This is a genomic window from Sphingomonas sp. CCH9-F2, from assembly GCF_001556735.1.
Taxonomy (GTDB): domain Bacteria; phylum Pseudomonadota; class Alphaproteobacteria; order Sphingomonadales; family Sphingomonadaceae; genus Sphingomonas; species Sphingomonas ginsenosidimutans.
Window position 1 is genome coordinate 1 of the sequence record NZ_LSJO01000101.1, and the last position, 16,694, is coordinate 16,694.

15 protein-coding genes are annotated in these 16,694 nt (G+C 68.7%); 4 read left to right on the top strand and 11 right to left on the bottom strand.

Annotated elements, in window-relative coordinates; all coding sequences use genetic code 11:
- Positions 1-425 (bottom strand): 50S ribosomal protein L10 (gene rplJ, locus AX685_RS03015; protein WP_066485313.1); only part of this gene is annotated, 425 nt, incomplete at its 3' end.
- A gap of 421 nt (positions 426-846) precedes the next feature.
- Between rplJ and AX685_RS03020 the strand changes: the two genes are divergently transcribed.
- Positions 847-3,342, top strand: a complete 2,496-nt coding sequence (locus AX685_RS03020; protein ID WP_066485315.1) for an alkaline phosphatase PhoX — start codon at positions 847-849, stop codon at positions 3,340-3,342.
- A 47-nt stretch (positions 3,343-3,389) separates the two neighbouring features.
- On the opposite strand, the gene AX685_RS03025 is transcribed toward AX685_RS03020, so the two are convergent.
- The 10 genes from AX685_RS03025 to AX685_RS03070 all read right to left on the bottom strand — a co-directional run bounded on the left by AX685_RS03025 (position 3,390) and on the right by AX685_RS03070 (position 10,152).
- A complete protein-coding gene (locus AX685_RS03025; protein WP_066485316.1) occupies positions 3,390-4,124 on the bottom strand; it encodes an energy transducer TonB in 735 nt (244 codons plus the stop codon).
- A gap of 10 nt (positions 4,125-4,134) precedes the next feature.
- Positions 4,135-5,814, bottom strand: a complete 1,680-nt coding sequence (locus tag AX685_RS03030) for a DEAD/DEAH box helicase (protein WP_066485318.1) — start codon at positions 5,812-5,814, stop codon at positions 4,135-4,137.
- Between the two features lie 49 nt (positions 5,815-5,863).
- Positions 5,864-6,448, bottom strand: a complete 585-nt coding sequence (locus tag AX685_RS03035) for a TIGR02466 family protein (RefSeq protein WP_066485320.1) — start codon at positions 6,446-6,448, stop codon at positions 5,864-5,866.
- 41 nt (positions 6,449-6,489) lie between these two features.
- Positions 6,490-7,056 (bottom strand): aminoacyl-tRNA hydrolase, encoded by a 567-nt coding sequence (gene pth, locus AX685_RS03040; protein ID WP_066485379.1) that lies wholly within the window; start codon positions 7,054-7,056, stop codon positions 6,490-6,492.
- A gap of 106 nt (positions 7,057-7,162) precedes the next feature.
- Positions 7,163-7,834 carry a 50S ribosomal protein L25/general stress protein Ctc gene (locus AX685_RS03045; protein WP_066485324.1) on the bottom strand — a complete coding sequence of 224 codons (672 nt, stop codon included), beginning with the start codon at positions 7,832-7,834 and terminating at the stop codon, positions 7,163-7,165.
- 119 nt (positions 7,835-7,953) lie between these two features.
- Positions 7,954-8,853 carry a TraB/GumN family protein gene (locus AX685_RS03050; RefSeq protein WP_066485326.1) on the bottom strand — a complete coding sequence of 300 codons (900 nt, stop codon included), beginning with the start codon at positions 8,851-8,853 and terminating at the stop codon, positions 7,954-7,956.
- A 43-nt stretch (positions 8,854-8,896) separates the two neighbouring features.
- Positions 8,897-9,322 (bottom strand): hypothetical protein, encoded by a 426-nt coding sequence (locus AX685_RS03055; protein ID WP_096609785.1) that lies wholly within the window; start codon positions 9,320-9,322, stop codon positions 8,897-8,899.
- 5 nt (positions 9,323-9,327) lie between these two features.
- The gene (locus AX685_RS03060) at positions 9,328-9,777 is read right to left on the bottom strand and encodes a hypothetical protein (protein WP_156445638.1); all 450 of its coding nucleotides are present in this window, start codon (positions 9,775-9,777) and stop codon (positions 9,328-9,330) included.
- Complete coding sequence (locus AX685_RS03065) at positions 9,774-9,956, bottom strand: hypothetical protein (protein ID WP_066485332.1); 183 nt, start codon at positions 9,954-9,956, stop codon at positions 9,774-9,776. The genes AX685_RS03060 and AX685_RS03065 overlap by 4 nt, the downstream gene beginning before the upstream one ends.
- A complete protein-coding gene (locus AX685_RS03070) occupies positions 9,949-10,152 on the bottom strand; it encodes a helix-turn-helix transcriptional regulator (protein ID WP_066485333.1) in 204 nt (67 codons plus the stop codon). The genes AX685_RS03065 and AX685_RS03070 overlap by 8 nt, the downstream gene beginning before the upstream one ends.
- Before the next feature lie 236 nt (positions 10,153-10,388).
- Between AX685_RS03070 and AX685_RS03075 the strand changes: the two genes are divergently transcribed.
- The 3 genes from AX685_RS03075 (at position 10,389) to ppdK (ending at position 16,678) form a co-directional block, all read left to right on the top strand.
- A complete protein-coding gene (locus tag AX685_RS03075) occupies positions 10,389-11,228 on the top strand; it encodes a glycine--tRNA ligase subunit alpha (protein ID WP_066485382.1) in 840 nt (279 codons plus the stop codon).
- Positions 11,229-11,463: 235 nt separating this feature from the next.
- Positions 11,464-13,839 (top strand): glycine--tRNA ligase subunit beta, encoded by a 2,376-nt coding sequence (glyS, locus tag AX685_RS03080; RefSeq protein ID WP_066485334.1) that lies wholly within the window; start codon positions 11,464-11,466, stop codon positions 13,837-13,839.
- Positions 13,840-13,984: 145 nt separating this feature from the next.
- Complete coding sequence (ppdK, locus tag AX685_RS03085) at positions 13,985-16,678, top strand: pyruvate, phosphate dikinase (RefSeq protein ID WP_066485335.1); 2,694 nt, start codon at positions 13,985-13,987, stop codon at positions 16,676-16,678.
- The last annotated feature ends 16 nt before the right edge of the window (positions 16,679-16,694 follow it).

Below are 16,694 nucleotides of genomic sequence, written 5' to 3' on the forward strand. Positions count from 1 at the left end.
GCCACGATCAGGCCGACGATCTTCGCACGCAGCTCGTCCAGCGACGGCAGCGTGGCCAGTGCCTGCACGCCCGCCACGTCCAGCGGGGTCGTGCCCATCGCACCGCCGACGATCTCGAACTTGTCGGTCGTCTTGGCGAATTCGACGACGATCTTGGCCGCCGCGACCGGATCGGTCGAAGAAGCCAGGCCGACCGGGCCGGTCAGCATGTCGCTGAGCGAACCGTAATCGGTGCCGTCGAGTGCGATCCTGGCAAGCTTGTTCTTCGAGACCTTGTAGGTCGCGCCGGCTGCCCGCATCCGGTTGCGCAAGTCGGTCGACTGCGCCACCGTCATGCCGAGGTTGCGGGTGACGACCACCACGGCAACCTCGGAAAAGGTGCGGTTCAGTTCGGCGACGGCCGCGGTCTTCTGACTACGATCCATGCCATTCTCCACGTTGGGAAGGGGCCGCGCGAACGGACCCTTCCGGGTACGAACCGCCATCCGCAAATGCGGCCGGCGGCATTGTCCAGCGATGGGGAATGGGATGCCCGCTAACGGGCGACGGGCCGCACGTGCGGCTTCCATGGGAAAGCGGCACGACCGGCGCGATCAATCCTGTCCCCGCCTCGGCGGGAGATTAAGGCATCCGGGGATGCCACCCGCTGTCTCGGACGGTGCGCCCAGGCCATCCGGCCGGGGCACGCGGGCGGCGTCATAGCCGAACCGCGCCGCGCGTCAAGCCCCGTGCGCGTGTCACCGTTCTGACGCCGATCTGTCGTTTTCGTGTCGCGGTAGCTTCATCGCCATGCCTTTTACCGCGGCCAAGTACGGCCGGTACACCGCATCGCACCGGGGGACTACCGTGACTGACCTTATCATCGGCAACGATTACGACGGCAACGTCGATGCCAACCCGTCGACCACCACCACGCTGGGTGAGCTGGTCGAGCAGCGTTACTCGCGTCGCCAGATGATGGGCGGGATGAGCGCGATGACCACCGCCGCGTTCGGCGCCACGCTGTTGACCGGGTGCAGCGACGATGACGACGGGCGCAATTCCGTCATCACCGTGGCGGACGGCACCACCGTCCAGGCGCAGGGTGGCCGGGTCGTCACGCTGAGCTCCAGCGCCAGCAGCAACGCGACGTCGAGCACCTGGACGCAGGTGAGCGGGCCGACCGTCGCGCTGACCGTCAGCGGCACCTCGGTCAGCTTCGTGACCCCCAACGTCGCCAGCACGACCAACATCGTCCTGCAGTTCACCGCCTCCGGCCCGAGCGGGTCGAGCAGCGAGCGTTCGACCGTCGTCGTCAGCCCGGCGACGCTGGCGTTCACCGCGGTCGCCAAGAACAAGAACGACATCGTGACCGTGCCGACCGGCTATACCGCCACCGTGCTGTACCGCGCGGGCGACCCGATCGCCTCGGGCGTTTCGGCGTTCGCCAACAACGGGTCGGACACCAATTACGCGCAGCGCGCCGGCGACAACCATGACGGCATGAGCTATTTCGGGCTGGCTGCCAGCGGCAACACCCCGGACGCGAGCAACAGCACGCGCGGCCTGCTGGCGATCAACCACGAATATATCAACCCGCAGTATATGCACGTCGGCGCGCCGACGACCGTGGCGGACTCGGCGGGCGTGCAGCGCCGCCCGGAGGCCGAGGTGGTCAAGGAGATCGAGGCGCACGGCGTTTCGGTGGTCGAGGTGACCCGCGCGGGCAACACCGGTGCGTGGAGCTATGTCGCGGCGAGCGCGCTCAACCGCCGCGTGACGCCGAACACGCCGGTGACGTTCAGCGGCCCGGCGCGCGGCGACGCGCAGCTGCGCACGCGCTATTCGGCGGACGGCACCACCGGTCGCGGCACGATCAACAATTGCGCGAACGGCGCGATGCCGTGGGGCACCTACGCCACCTGCGAGGAAAACTGGGCGGGCTATTTCGCGCGGTCGTCGACCGACGCGGCGGTGCGCACCGGCGCGGGAAATGCCAAGCAGGTGACGTCGATGTCGCGCTACGGCGTCGGCACCGCCAGCCGCTACGGCTGGGAAACGGTGGCCGCAGCGGATGCGAGCAGCACGATCTTCTCGCGCTGGAACGCCTCGGCAGTCGCCGCCAATGCCGCGGACGGCACCGCCGATTTCCGCAACGAGCCGTTCACCTTCGGCTGGGTGGTCGAGATCGATCCCTATGATCCCAGCTCGACCCCGCGCAAGCGTACCGCGCTGGGCCGCATGGCGCACGAAGGCGTGATGGCGGGCCGCATGATTGCGGGCGTTAAGCCGGCGTTCTACATGGGCGACGATGGCCGCAACGAATATATCTACAAGTTCGTATCGGCCACTGCCTGGTCGGCGGCGGACGCCACCGCGTCGAACCGGCTGGCGACCGGTGACAAGTATCTCGACACCGGAACGCTGTATGTCGCGAAGTTCAACGCCGACGGCACGGGTACCTGGCTGCCGCTGGTGTTCGGCCAGAACGGGCTGACGGGGAGCGCGTCCTATCCGTTCGCCAGCCAGGCCGACGTGCTCATCAACGCCCGCATCGCGGCGGACATTCTGGGTGCCACCCCGATGGATCGCCCGGAATGGACCGCGGTGAACCCGGTCAATGGCGAGATGTACTGCACGCTGACCAATAACTCGAACCGTCGCGGCGTGGCGTCGAGCAGCAGCACCCGCGCGGTCGACGCGGCCAACCCGCGCGCCTATGTCGACACCCGCACCGACGGCGGCACCAACAGCGGCAACGCCAACGGGCATGTCGTACGCCTGCGCGAGGCCAACGACTCGACCGAATCGCTGACGTTCACCTGGGACGTCTACGCCTTCGGTGCGCGCGCCAACGCCAATGCCGACAACATCAACCTGTCGGGACTGGACGACACCAACGATTTCTCGTCGCCCGATGGCCTGTGGTTCGGCCTGCCCACCAACGCGGCCGGCCAGGCGTCGCCGCTGCTGTTCGTGCAGACCGACGACGGCGCCTACACCGACGTGACCAACTGCATGATGCTGATCGGTATGCCCGGCCGCGTCGGTGACGGCACGACCAAGAGCGTCACGACCAGCTTCGGCGGCACCGCCACCACGACGACCCGCGTCGGCGCGGCGCCGGGTGCGAAGCTGAAGCGCTTCCTGGTCGGCCCGAAGGAGTGCGAGATCACCGGCATCACCTCGACCGCCGACGGCCGCACGATCTTCGTCAACGTCCAGCACCCGGGTGAGGACGGCAACTTCGCCAACATCACCTCCAACTGGCCGCAGAGCCAGGCGACCGGCACCGGCACCGGTCGTCCGCGGGCGGCCACGGTGGTCATCACCAAGAACGACGGCGGCGTCGTCGGCCTGTAAGGCGCGGGTACTCCGCCGACCCTGCGCGGCGCCCCGTCGTCCGGCCGTCACGGTCCGGGCGGCGGGGCGTCGCCGTTGATGGCGCCGTCGGCGGCCGCGTCGATCCACCAACGTTGCTCCCAGCCGCGCTCCTCGGCGCGGGGCGCACCATTCGCGTCGCGGGCGGGGGCGTAGCCGAACCGCTGCTCGATCAGTCGACATGTCGTCGCATCGAGCGCCGCGTTGCCGCTGGACCGCATCGTGCGACAGGCGATCGCGCGGCCATCCAGCGTAACGGTGAAGCGCACCGTCACCACCCCTTCGATCCGCGCGCGGCGTTCGGCGGCGGGATAGTCGCGGGCGCGGATCACCCCGCGAATCAGTCGGGCGGGTGTCCCGGCAGCGCCCGCGCCCGCGCCCGCGCCGGCGCCTTCCGCGCCGCTGCCGTTCCCATCGCTGGTCGCGGCGCCACCGGCCTGTGCGCTAATTCCGCTGCCTGCGACCGGAGCAGCCAGCAGCGGAACGGATGGCGGGACGATAATGACCGGCGGCGCGGCGAGCGGGGCGGGATTCGCGGTCCGGGCCGGCGCCCGGACGGATGAACGGCCCGCATCGTCCGCCGCCGGGAGCGGGGGCGGGGAAGCGGGCGCGGGCGGCGGAATGTCGAACGTGGCCAGCGAAGCCCCCGGCGTCGCCCCGGGCACCGCCTCATCCGGCGCGAGCAGCCACCAGCAGGCAGCGGCATGAAGCGCCAGCACCAGCGCCCACGCGACGATCCGTTCGGTTCGCCGCGTCCCGGTCATGATCGTCGCGTCAGCGCCGCGGGCGCGGGGTGCGTTGCGCCTGATAGCGCCGCTGCGGCGGGCCGCCGGCGCCGCCCGGACCGCCGCGCATTGGCGCCGGCGCGCCCTGCATCGGCTCGATCCGCACGCCGCTTTCGTCCTCGCCATCAGCATTGGCGCTGGCGCGTACCGCGGCCGCGAAGCGGCCGGCGAGCGCGCTGGGCACCTGGAACTGCGTTTCCATCGCGCCGATGCGGATCGCCCCGATCTCCGCCTTGGTCACATGGCCGCGGCGGCACAGCAGCGGCAGCACCCAGCGCGGATCGGCATTCTGCCGCCGGCCGACGTTCATGCGGAACCACACGACATCGTCGAAGCCGGGGCGGTGCGCCTTCTGCCGATCCTCCGGCGCGCGGTCGGACAGTTCCTCGGGCGCGGGCAGGCTGGCGCGCTGCGCCGCGACGAAGGCGGCGGCGATCTCCTCCGCCGATCGCTGCGCCAGCAATTCGGCGGCGAGCGCCTGATCGTCCTCGTCCACCTCGACCGGGGCGAGCAGACGTTCGAGCAGTCGCTCGCGGTCCTTCGCGCGGATCGCCTCTGCGGTCGGCACCTCGCCCCATTCGGCGGCGATACGCGCGCCGCGCAGCATCATCTCGACACGGCGACGGCGCGGGTAGGGGACCAACAGCACCGCCGTCCCCTTCTTGCCGGCGCGTCCGGTGCGGCCCGAACGGTGCTGCAACACCTCGGCATCGCGCGGCAGCTCGACATGGACGACCAGGCTCAGCGTCGGCAGGTCGATGCCGCGCGCGGCCACGTCGGTCGCTACGCACACCCGCGCACGGCGGTCGCGCAGCGCCTGGAGCGCGTGGTTACGCTCATTCTGCGAATGCTCGCCCGACAGCGCCACCGCGGCGAACCCACGCTCGACCAGCCCGGCGTGCAGGTGGCGGACATTGTCGCGCGTCGCGCAGAACAGGATCGCGGTCTCCGCCTCGTAGAAGCGCAGCAGGTTGATGACCGCATGCTCGATTTCCGAAGGGGAGACGGTGACCGCGCGATAGGTGATGTCGCCATGCCCGCGCTGTTCGCTGACGGTCGAGATGCGCAACGCATCGCGCTGATACTTGCGGGCCAGCGCGACGATCGTCTTGGGCAGGGTGGCGGAGAACAGCAATGTGCGCCGTTCCGCCGGTGTTTGGTCGAGCAGCGCCTCCAGATCGTCGCGGAAGCCCATGTCGAGCATCTCGTCCGCCTCGTCCAGCACCGCTGCGCGGATCTGCGACAGGTTCAGCGCGCCGCGCTCGACATGGTCGCGCAGGCGCCCGGGGGTGCCGACGACGATGTGGGCGCCGTGGTTCAGCGCGCGGCGTTCGCGGCTGGGGTCCATGCCGCCGACGCAGGTGCCGATCCGCGCATCGGCGTAGAGCCACGTCAGCTCCTTGGCGACCTGCAGCGCCAGTTCGCGGGTCGGCGCGATCACCAGCGCCAGCGGCGCGCCCGGCTGCGGCAGCTGGTCGTCGGTCAGCAACTGGCCGGCGATCGCCAGCCCGAAGGCGACGGTCTTGCCGGAGCCGGTCTGTGCCGACACCAGCAGGTCGCGGCCGATCGCCTCGTCGGCGGTCACCTCGCTCTGGACGGGGGTGAGCGCGGCATAGCCACGCGCTTCTAGCGCGCTCGACAGTGCGGCGGGGATGTTCGTTGCTTTCATGAGATCGTCCAGATGGTATCGCGAAGGCGGAAATGCCAGTGGCGCCGGGTTACCAGCGGTAATTGAAACTGATGCTGATGCGGTCCGCCTTCGCGGCGTTGGGCATCACTTCGTGTCGCAGCCAGCTTTCCCAAAGGAAGACGGTGCCGGGCTGCGGCTCCGCATAGACGAAGGTGTCGGCGCGGGGCGGCGCGGCCATCAGCATCGTCAGCCGCGGATCCTCCAGCTTGAGCGCGCCCGACCCCGGCGGCACCGCGACGTAGCAGGTGCCCGACACGACGCTGTGCGGATGGATGTGCCCCGAATGGGTGCCGCCCGGCTTCATGATGTTGACCCACAGGCTGTCCAGCTTCAGCCGGCGCCCGCCCAATTCCATTCCCGCATCGCGCGCGAAGGCGGCGACATGTCGGTCGAGGTGCCGTTTCAGATCGGAAAAGGCCGGGTCGCGCAGCGGCAGATCGTCGAGCGACGCGTAGCTGGTATAGCCGCGATAGCCGTGCTCCTTCGACCAGCGCCGCCCCGCGACGTCGTCCTGCGCCAGCGTGCGGCACGATTCGTCCAGTTCGGCGATCAGATCGGGGGAGTCGATCGGCGCTTCGTAAAAATGGGTCGGGAACAGCTGGCGTGTCGGCATCGGGGCGGTCCTGTCGGCGGAAGGGGAGGGCGGGCGCGGCATCACCCCAGGCGCAGCGCGACGTCGTTCATGAAGCGCGTGTCGTCGCCCTTCGCCAGCCAGTCCGCCTCCGCCGCGACCGCGCCGAGCAGGTCGGACAGCGGCTCGATCTCCGTCTTGGCGTAATTGCCCAGCACATGCCCGGTCACGCGGTCCTTGTGGCCCGGATGGCCGATGCCGATCCGCACGCGCCGGAAATCGGGGCCGAGATGCTGGTCGATCGAGCGCAGGCCGTTATGTCCGGCCGTCCCGCCGCCCTGCTTCACTTTCACCTTCATCGGCGCCAGGTCGAGTTCGTCGTGGAACACGGTCAGCGCCTCGACGCCCAGCTTGTAGAAGCGGATCGCCTCGCCCACCGACCGGCCGCTGTCGTTCATGAAGGTGGCGGGCTTGAGCAGCAGCACCCTGTCGCCGCCGATCCGACCTTCCTGCAACCAGCCCTGGAACTTCTTCGCGGGCGGGGCAAAGCCATGGACCTCGGCGATGGCGTCCAGCGCCATGAAGCCGACATTGTGCCGGTTCATCGCATATTGCGCGCCCGGATTGCCCAGGCCGACCCACAATTGCATGTCGCGTTCCTTCAAAGGGCGAAGGGGGCAAAAAGCGAAGGGGGCAGGGGAGCGTCGCCGCTGCCCTGCCCCCGTAAGACTTGCCGTAGGCGGCAAGGCGGCGCGATTACTCGCCCTTGTCCTCGCCCTCTTCCTCGGCGGCGGCTTCGGCAGCAGCCTCGGCCGACGCGGCTTCGGCCAGCGCGGCTTCCTCGGCGGCCTGTTCCTGCGCCTCGGCGAGCATCGCCGACGGGGCGACGATCGTGGCGACGGTGAATTCCGGATCCTCGATCACCAGCTTCGCGCCCTTGGGTACGCGCACGTCGCCGATGTGGATCGTGTCGCCCACGTCCTTGCCCTTCACCGACACGACGATTTCCGACGGGATGTCCGCGGCGTCGACGGTCAGCTCCAGTTCGGTGGCGACCAGCGACAGCACGGCGCCCTTCTTCACGCCCGGCGACAGTTCCTCGTCCACGATCACGACCGGGACCGGCACGGTGACGGTTTCGTGCGCGGCGATGCGCAGGAAGTCGACGTGCGTCGGACGATCGGTGACGGGGTGGAACGCCACGTCCTTGGCCAGCGTGCGCTGACCGTCGACCATGATGACCGAGTTCATGAAGTGGCCGGTCATCAGTGCCTTGACCAGCGCCTTCTCCTCGAGATGGATCGCGGTCGGCTCTTTCTTCTGGCCGTAGATCACGGCGGGGACGCGGCCGTCACGACGCAGTGCACGGGAGGCTCCCTTGCCAACCCGGTCACGCGCCTCGGCTGCGAGCGTGATGGTGTCGCTCATGCGATATGCTCCGAAACTTGTGAGTACGTTTCCCGACACGCCTCCAGGGATGACCATGGCGGGAAGCCGGCGCGCTTAGCGGCAACGCGCCGGAAACGCAAGGTCGGCCGGGCGCCGCGTCAGTAGTTCACACGCACCGCATTCAGCTTGTACGCGCCCAGCTGCGCCTGCACGCTCTGGTCGCCCGCCAGATGCCCCGCGCCGACCGCGATGAAGACGGTGCCCGGCTGCTTCATCCGCTCCGCGATCCACGCCGCCCAGCGCTTGTTGCGGTCGGTCAGCAGCGTCTTGGCGACCTCGGGCGAATCCTTGAGCGATTCGTTCATTTCCGCGGCCACGCCGTCGGGGTTGCCCTTCGCCCAAGCGGACACCATCGTCTCGAACGTGGTTTCCACCTTTGGCAGTTCGTCGAGGGTGCTTTCCAGCAGCTGGAGCTGTCCGTCGCGCGAGATGCCGTCGAAGATGCCCAGCTGCCCCTCGAACGTTTCCAGCCCCTCGACCTTCTTGCCGGCGGCGCGCGCCGCCTTGGTCAGCACGGCTTCGGGGCCGTTGGCGGGATCGTAGCCCAGCTTCTGGATCGGCAGCAGCGACAGGGTGACCGCGGCGAACCACGGGCGCATCTTGTCGTAGGCCGCCGCGGGGACGTTGCCCTGGCCCATCGCGGTGGCGAAGGCGCCACGGTAATTGGGGGGCAGCGCCTGGGTCAGCGGGGTGCCGGCGGGATCGAACGCCTTGGCCATGACGACGCGCTGCTGGGTGGCCGCGTCGGGTTCGACCATCTCCAGCACCAGCGTCTGCGAGGCGTCGAACGCCTTCTTCACGCCTTCGTCGAACCAGCTGAGACCCGGTTTCAGCACGTGGATGGTGCCGAACAGATAGATGGTCGTATCGGCGTCCTTCACCACCCACAAGGCGGGATCGGCGTCGGTGGGGGACGAGTCGCGCGCCTGTTGCGCGCAGGCGGGGAGCGCCAGCAGCAGGGCAATGGCGGTGGTGGCGGTCTTCATGAGGCGGTTCATGGAGCAGGTTCCTAACGAAGGAAACAGGGTGGTGGAAACAGGGTCAGCGATACTTTCGCCATAGCCAGACGATGCCGGTGACCGCGATCATCGCAGCGAACAGCGCGGTCGCGTCGACCGGCGGGAGCATTCCGGCGCGCCAGAACGTCCACCAGATCGGCGCGCCGATCGCCACCGCGTAGAAACCCGCGACCGCGCCGTCGCGATACGCCTCGCGTTCATGCTCGTCGACGACGCGGTGCCAGCGCCACGAAATGACCGGCAGTACCACGCCCCAGGCGAACGCGAGCACGACCGCGAACCACAAGGGCAGCGGCGCGGACATGAGATCGGGGCGTGTCCCGTCGGGTACCCCGCGCGTCGCCACCAGCGCGATGCCCAGGCCGATCGCGCCGCCGAGCAGCCCCGACAGCGCCAGCAGGCGGTGATTGGCGCGCTGTCGCCCGCCGGGTCGATGGATCCGCGGCATCCCGATCACCCCCGCGCCTTGCGCCACGCGAACACCGCCAGCCCTGCGGCAAGCGACACCCACCACAGCGCGTCCGCCAGCGACCCGCTGCCCAGCGCCCGTTCCAGTTGCTCGGCCAGCGGATGACCGATGAAGCCGACGACGCCGATCGTTGCCCACATCGACAGCGCGTCGCGTCGCTGGACCTCGTCCGCCTCGCGCCAGCCCCAGATGCCCGCACCCAGCACCACGATTGCGAAAGTGATCGTGGTCGCCATCACCTCCGTCGCGGGGACGGAGACGCGGTGGGGACGTCCGAGGAACCCGTCGGCCACGCCGGCCAGGAACGGCAGCGCGATCATGCTGACGGTCGCGGCGACGATGATGGCTGCTGCGCGGCGCACCCGGCGGCGGCGACGGTCGCGCATGCGCGCCTCGCCCCAGCCGGCTTCCGCAGCGATAGGGGCAGGGGTCATCGCCATTCCACCGCGACGTTGATGGCCAGATGCGGCAGGCGCCACGAGGCGGACGGCGCGCCATCGCCGATCGCGCGCTCCAGCACGGTCAGCGGATCGTGCCCCATCACCATCAGCCCCAGCACGATGCCGAGCACGAGCTGCGCCACCGCGTTGCGCCCGCGCGGCCGGTCACGCATCACCTTCTCCGTCATCGAAAATCTCCTCGATCGTGAGGCCGAACAGCCGGCCGATGCGGAAGGCGAGCGGCAGCGAGGGATCGTATTTCCCCGTTTCGATCGCGTTCACCGCCTGGCGCGACACGTCCAGCCGCCCGGCCAGCTCGGCCTGGCTCCAGTCGCGTTCCGCACGCAGCACCTTGAGGCGATTCTTCATGTCGCTTCCTTGCAACATCCAAAGCCTCTTGTCAGCATCGCCTGACCGAATGTCAGGTAACTATGACAAAGTGTCAGCGAGTCGCGTCTTTGTCAAGCGTGCCTGACAAAATGTCACGCAAGGTTGGCGACAGCGACGCGGATCACGCGGTGGCGAGTTGATTCCGTCGGGCGGTTCCGCCACAGGCTGCGCGCGTGAGCGACCCGTCTGCCCCCCGCCCGCTGTCCTTCCAGGCGATGATCCTGCGGCTCCACCAATATTGGTCGGAGCATGGATGTGCGATCCTGCAACCCTATGACATGGAAATGGGGGCGGGGACGTTCCACCCGGCGACCACGTTGCGCGCGCTGGGGCCGGACGCGTGGAACGCCGCCTATGTCCAGCCGTGCCGCCGCCCGACCGACGGCCGCTATGGCGAGAACCCCAACCGGCTGCAGCATTATTACCAATATCAGGTGATCCTGAAGCCCAGCCCGCCGAACCTGCAGGAACTGTACCTGGGGTCGCTGGCGGCGATTGGGGTGGACATGCGCGTCCACGACATCCGCTTCGTGGAGGACGATTGGGAAAGCCCGACGCTGGGCGCCTGGGGCCTCGGCTGGGAAGTGTGGTGCGACGGGATGGAGGTGACGCAGTTCACCTATTTCCAGCAGATGGGCGGTTTCGACATGAAGCCGGTTGCGGGCGAGCTGACCTACGGGCTGGAGCGGCTGGCGATGTACATCCAGAACGTCGACAATGTGTACGACCTGGCGTTCAACGATGCGGGCGTTTCGTACGGCGACGTGTTCCTGGAGAACGAGCGCCAGATGTCGACGTGGAATTTCGAGGTGGCGGACACCGACCGGCTGTTCGACGCATTCCGCAAGGCGGCGGCCGAGTGCGAGAACTGCCTGGAGGCGAAGCTGCCGATCGCCGCCTACGAACAGGCGATCAAGGCCAGCCATACGTTCAACCTGCTGCAGGCGCGCGGCGTGATCTCCGTCGCGGAGCGGCAGGCCTATATCGGGCGGGTGCGCGATCTGGCGAAGGCGGCGTGCGCGGCGCACATGGAGAAGAACGGGTGGGCGGCGTGATGGTCACGCGACGCCGCGACGGTGCCGTCGATTTTTTCGCGCAGAGGCGCAGAGGCGCAGGGATGGGGCGCCCGCGGTCGGATCGCGCGGCAGCAACTGACGTTTGGCAGCGTGGCGGTGGCGGAATGCCCGCCGCTGGCGCGGCCTCTCTGCGGCTCTGCGTCTCGGCGCGAACCACGCGTCTTCGCGTCTTCGCGCCTTCGCGTGAACCCTCCTTCCAGACGGCGATTTTCGCATGACCGACTTCCTGCTCGAACTCCGTTCCGAGGAGATCCCCGCCCGGATGCAGGCCAAGGCGCGTGAGGATCTGGCGCGGCTGTTCGCGGGTGAGCTGGCGAAGGCCGGGCTGAGCGCGTCGGAGACGGTCACCTATGCCACGCCGCGGCGGCTGGCGTTGATCCTGCGCGGGCTGCCGGACGCGACCCAGGCGGTGAGCGAGGAAGTGAAGGGGCCGAAGGCGAGCGCCCCGCCGCAGGCGCTGGAAGGCTTCCTGCGCAAGACCGGGCTGACCCGCGAGCAACTGGTCGAGCGCGACGGCGTGCTGTTCGCGGTCAGCGAGCGGCCCGGCCGCGCCACGGCCGAGGTGCTGGGCGAGGCGATCCCCGTCGTCATCCGCGCCTTTCCCTGGCCCAAGTCGATGCGCTGGGGCGCGGCGTCGGCTTCGACCGAGAGCTTGCGCTGGGTGCGGCCGTTGCAGGGCATCGTCGCGCTGTTCGGCGAGGCGGTGGTGCCGGTGGAGATCGCCGGGATCGCGAGCGGTGCGACGACGGCGGGGCACCGTTTCCATCATCCGGACGCGGTGACGATCCGGTCGGCGGCAGACTATGTCGAGACGCTGCGCGACGCGCATGTCATCGTCGACCAGGATGAGCGCGCGGCGATCATCGCGACCGGCGCGGCGATGGCCACCGCCAAGGCGGGGCTGACGCTGGTCCGCGACGAAGGGCTGCTGGCCGAGAATGCCGGGCTGACCGAATGGCCGATGCCGTTGCTGGGCCGCTTCGACCCCGATTATCTGTCGGTCCCGCCCGAGGTGATCCAGCTGACCGCGCGGGTGAACCAGAAGTATTTCGTGTGCCGCGATGCTGACGGGAAGCTGGCCAATGCCTTCGTCTGCACCGCGAATATCGATGCCGACGACGGCGGGGCGAAGATCGTCGAGGGCAACCGCAAGGTGCTGGCGGCGCGGCTTTCCGACGCGCGCTTCTTCTACGACACCGACCTGAAGGTGCCGCTGGAGGAGCAGGCGAAGAAGCTGGACCGGATCGTCTTCCACGAAAAGCTGGGGACGGTCGCCGACAAGGTGGAGCGCGTCGCGAAGCTGGCGCGCTGGCTGGTCGAGGAGGGGATCGTTCCTGCCTCTCCCCCTCACCCTTCCGCCGCCTCCGGCGGCTCCCTCCCTCTCCCACAAGGGGAGAGGGAAAAACTGGCGGACCTTGCCGAACGCGCGGCGCGGCTGGCGAAGGCCGACCTTGTCACCGGCATGGTCGGCGAATTTCCGGAATTGCAGGGGCTGATGGGCGGCTATTACGCCGCCGCACAGGGCGAGGACCCGGCGGTCGCGAACGCGATCCGCGATCACTACAAGCCGGTCGGGCAGGGCGACGAGGTGCCGACCGATCCGGTGACGGTGGCGGTGTCGCTGGCGGACAAGCTGGATGTTTTGATTGCGTTCTTCGCAGCCGATGAAAGGCCAACGGGATCAAAAGATCCGTTTGCGCTTCGCCGCGCCGGCTTGGGAATAATTTCGCTTCTGAATCGCAATCAAATCCGACTGCCCATCCGCTTGATTGCTCCGAATTATCTTGCGCTTCTCGCTAAGCAAATTGCGTCAACCCGCCTTCGCGCAAGCGGCGATGAGAGCTTTGCAGATGATATATACGACGCTTGGGCAGCCGGTAGGCCATTCGGTATAACTAATACTGGTGGGCCATTCATTGAGCGAGAAGGTGGTGGGCGCGATCTATATGGATCAGAGTTCGCCCACGTAGTTAAGTGGGCCGTCGACGTGCATTTCTCAGTCATGGGGGTGGCGCCGGACATACTTCCATTTTTAGCCGACCGCCTCAAGGTCCAGCAGCGCGAGGCGGGCGTTCGTCATGACCTGATCGACGCGGTGTTCGCGCTGGGTGGGGAAGACGATCTGGTTCGGCTGCTGGCGCGGGTCCATGCGTTGCAGGCGTTCGTCACCACCGATGACGGCGCGAACCTGCTGGCCGGGTACAAGCGGGCGGCGAACATCCTGAAGAAGGAAGGCGTCACCGCCGACGTCACCCCAGCGAAGGCTGGGGTCTGTGGCGAGGGAGCGGGGCAGGAGCCGCGCGAGGCCCCGGCTTCCGCCGGGGCGACGTATGATCGCGAACCCGCCGAGGCGGCGCTGGTTGCCGCGCTCGACGCCGCCGAACCCGCCGCCGCGGATGCGGTCGCGCGCGAGGATTTCGCGGGGGCGATGGCCGCGCTGGCGACGCTGCGCGCGCCGATCGACGCCTTTTTCGAGGCGGTGACGGTCAACGATGCCGATCCGGCGAAGCGCGCGGCGCGGCTGGCGTTGCTGCTGCGGGTGCGCGACGCGGTGCACGGCGTCGCCGATTTCTCGCGTATCGAGGGGTAGGCGCGCGTCCGCCGCTGGCGAAAGGCCTGCTGTCGCGGGGCGAGGCGAATCCATATTGCTTTCCGGCGCGCAACGGTGTGTTGCGTTGCAACAACGACATGGATGCGAACGGCATCGGCACGGGACAGGGACAGGAGACGAGAGCATGGCGACGGCGGCTGAGGCAGCGACGGATACACGCTACGTCTATCGTTTCGGGGGCGGCGTGTCCGACGGCGGCAAGGGCGACAAGAACCTGCTGGGCGGCAAGGGCGCGAACCTGGCCGAAATGGCCTCGATCGACCTGCCGGTGCCGCCGGGCTTCACCATCTCCACCGCGATGTGCACCCGCTATTACGAGGAGGGGGAGAAATTCCCCGACTCGCTGCGGGCCGAGGTCGCGAACGGTATCGCGCATATCGAGCAGGTGACCGGCAAGACGTTCGGCAATGCCGCCGATCCGCTGCTGGTGTCGGTCCGTTCCGGCGCGCGCGTGTCGATGCCCGGGATGATGGACACCGTCCTCAACCTGGGGCTGAACGATGCCACGGTCGAGGGGCTGGCGGCGGCCAGCGGCGATGCGCGCTTCGCCTGGGACAGCTATCGCCGCTTCATCCAGATGTACGCCGACGTGGTGCTGGAACTGGACCATGGCGCGTTCGAGGAAGCGCTGGAAGTCGCCAAGGAAGATCGCGGCTTCACGCTCGACACCGAATTGTCGGCCGACGATCTGCGCGCGCTGGTGGCCGAGTATAAGAAGCTGGTCGCGGCGGAATGGGGCAAGCCGTTCCCGCAGGACGTCCATGACCAATTGTGGGGCGCGGTCGGCGCGGTGTTCGGTTCGTGGCAGTCGGAACGCGCCAAGGTCTATCGCCGGCTGAACGACATTCCCGGCGACTGGGGCACCGCGGTCAACGTGCAGGCGATGGTGTTCGGCAACATGGGCGACACCAGCGCCACCGGCGTCGCCTTCACCCGCGATCCGTCGAAGGGCGACCGCGCCTATTACGGCGAATTCCTGATTAACGCGCAGGGCGAGGACGTGGTCGCGGGGATCCGCACGCCGCAATACCTGACCAGGGCCGCGCGCGAGGAAGCCGGCGCGAAGCCCGCGTCGATGGAAGAGGCGATGCCGGAGGTCTATGCCGAGCTCGCGGCGGTGTTCGACCGGCTCGAGACGCATTACCGCGACATGCAGGACATCGAGTTCACCGTGGAGCGCGGCAAGCTGTGGATGCTGCAGACCCGGTCGGGCAAGCGCACCGCCAAGGCCGCGCTGAAGATCGCGGTCGACATGGCGAACGAAGGCCTCATCACCCGTGACGAGGCGATCGCGCGGGTCGAGCCGCAGGCGCTGGACCAGCTGCTCCACCCGACGCTGGACCCCGATGCGCATCGCGACGTCCTGACCAAGGGACTGCCCGCCAGCCCCGGCGCGGCGAGCGGCGCGGCGGTGTTCGACGCCGATACCGCCGAACGCTGGGCCGCGGACGGCAAGGCGGTGATCCTGCTGCGCACCGAGACCAGCCCGGAGGATATCCACGGGATGCACGCGGCCAAGGGCATCCTGACCGCGCGCGGGGGCATGACCAGCCACGCCGCGGTCGTCGCGCGCGGCATGGGCCGTCCGTGCGTGTCGGGCGCGGGGACGCTGGCGATCGACGCCAGGGCGAAGATCGCGCGCGTTTCGGGCCGCGAGGTGCGCGAGGGCGACACGCTGACGATCGACGGCAGCACCGGCGAGGTGATGATGGGCGAGGTCGCGACGATCCAGCCCGAGCTGGCGGGCGATTTCGGCACGCTGATGGAATGGGCCGACGGCGTGCGCCGGCTGAAGGTGCGCGCCAACGCCGAAACCCCGCTCGACTGCCGCACCGCGCGCGATTTCGGCGCGGAGGGCGTCGGGCTGTGCCGCACCGAGCATATGTTCTTCGACGGCGCGCGCATCACCGCGGTGCGCCAGATGATCCTGGCCGAGGACGAGGCCGGGCGCCGTGCCGCGCTGGAAAAGCTGCTGCCCGAACAGCGCGCCGATTTCACCGCGATCTTCGAGGTGATGGCCGGCCTGCCGGTCACCGTGCGGCTGCTCGACCCGCCGCTGCACGAATTCCTGCCGCATGAGGAAAACGAGTTCGCCGAGGTGGCGAGCGCGGCGGGCGTCGGCGTCGAGCAGCTCAAGCGCCGCGCCGCCGAGCTGCACGAATTCAACCCGATGCTGGGCCATCGCGGCTGCCGGCTGGGCGTGACCTATCCCGAAATCTACGAGATGCAGGCGCGCGCGATCTTCGAGGCGGCGATCGACGTCGCCGAGAGGAGCGGGGAGGCACCGATCCCCGAAGTGATGATCCCGCTGGTCGCGACAAAGCGTGAGCTGGATCTGATGAAGACGGTGGTCGATGCCGCCGCGCAGGCGGTGTTCGGCGAGCGCGGGCGAACGGTCGACTATCTGGTCGGCACGATGATCGAGTTGCCGCGCGCCGCGCTGAAGGCGGGCGAGATCGCCGAGACGGGCGAATTCTTCTCGTTCGGCACCAACGACCTGACGCAGACGACGCTGGGCGTCAGCCGCGACGACGCCGCGCGCTTCCTGGGCGCCTATGTCGAAAAGGGCATCTACGCCAAGGACCCGTTCGTCAGCCTGGACGTCGAGGGCGTGGGCGAACTGGTGTCGCTGGCGGCCGAGCGCGGGCGCGCGACGCGGCCGGCGATCAAGCTGGGCATCTGCGGCGAACATGGCGGCGACCCGGCGTCGATCGCCTTCTGCGAGAGCGTGGGGCTGGATTACGTCTCCGCCTCGCCCTACCGTGTGCCGATCGCACGGCTGGCCGCCGCACAGGCGGCGCTGAAGGCGAGGGGCTGAGCGGACGGGAGCGGTG